1 protein-coding gene is annotated in these 1,453 nt (G+C 40.4%); it reads right to left on the bottom strand.

From position 1 onward, the window contains the following. Window positions 1-1,453: ABC transporter substrate-binding protein (locus AA81_RS09690; RefSeq protein ID WP_103898906.1), on the bottom strand; the 1,453-nt coding region annotated here is incomplete at both ends.

Genomic DNA, 1,453 nt, shown 5'->3' with positions numbered 1-1,453 from the left:
CCGCAAAGTTATCGCCGTAGAATCCTCCGTAATCACCTTCGCTGTGATAATAGGTGAAAATAAAGTTATGTGGATCTGGAAAATCCGCAACCCAACCTATGATGTAAACTGGAAGCATCATATTTTCTCTTTCATCTAAGTAAGTTGGCCATTGAACCCCTCTAACTTCAACTTGGAATCTAGGATTTATCTTTGCTAAATTATCCCTCAATATTTCTGCAGATACTCTCCTTGAATCGTTTCCTGTATTGTAAAGAATAGTCATATTGAAACCTGTTTGCCATAATCTACCTTGATAAGCCCGTTTGAAGTAATTTTCAGCCTTTTGCAGATCCAATTCGTATGTTGGGAGATCTTCGTCGAACCCTAAGAATCCAGTTGGTAAAGCGGTAGGAACTTTTTCACCCAAACCGTTCAAAACTTCATTTATCATACCATCATAATCAAAGGCATAAGCAAAACCTAATCTAACATTATGATCTGCAAAGAAATCTGGTGGAATACCGTTTCCATCCAATTGACCTGAACCAATGTATGGCGACTCTGGATCAACTTGCCAATTGAACCCTAAAGAGGTGATTGAAACCTCAGGTGTGCCAGGGATAACGGTCAAACCATCCATAGAAAGTACAACATCTAAATATTGAGCAGGAACATAAGCTATGTCAGCATCACCTGTTTCAAGCATAGCTCTTCTCGTCGACCATTCGTCTATACCTTGAATGATTACTCTTCTTATTGGGGCGGGACCCTTCCAGTAATCGTCGAATCGTTCGAGCGTTACCCTTTGTTGAGCGTGATCCCATTCGACCAATTTATACGGACCTGTTCCCATCGCATGGTCAAAGTATGGAGACTGCTCTTTTGTCCATCCGTGATACTTCCACCAACCTTCGGCATTTCCATCCCAAATGCCTAATTCCACAGAGTATTCTTTATCTAATATCGAACCCCAACTACTTCCAGAAGCAATTACATTCAAAAATGGGGCGAAAGGTCTTGCCAAATGGACAAGAACTTCATTACCTTGAACTTCTACCGCAGGATCTATCACGTCATTATAGAAATTAACTAGAGCCTCTTCGTATTCAGGAGATGTAGGATTCATCTCACTATCAAATATAGTATCCCATGAAGCACCTACGTAATCTTCTACCAACGTTCTAATACTGAAAACACCAAACATAGGATCTAAGTACATCCATACTGGTCCTCCAGGTGGGTTGTATAATAGTGCTCTTTCGAAGGTGTATTCGACATCTTCAGGGGTTAAATCGTTACCGTTGTGGAATTTTACACCTTCTCTTATTGGAAAGACATATGTTGTTCCACCGTCTCTCAAATAACCATTTTCAACTGTAGGGACAACCGTTGAGAGCATAGGAACAAACTTACTCATACTTTCACCATCGTATGCTACCAAGTTGTCATATACGTTGAAAATAACTTCACC

The sequence above is a fragment of the Petrotoga halophila DSM 16923 genome, from assembly GCF_002924615.1.
The sequence above is the reverse complement of the archived record's forward strand: the minus strand, read 5'-3'. Positions and strand labels throughout refer to the sequence as shown.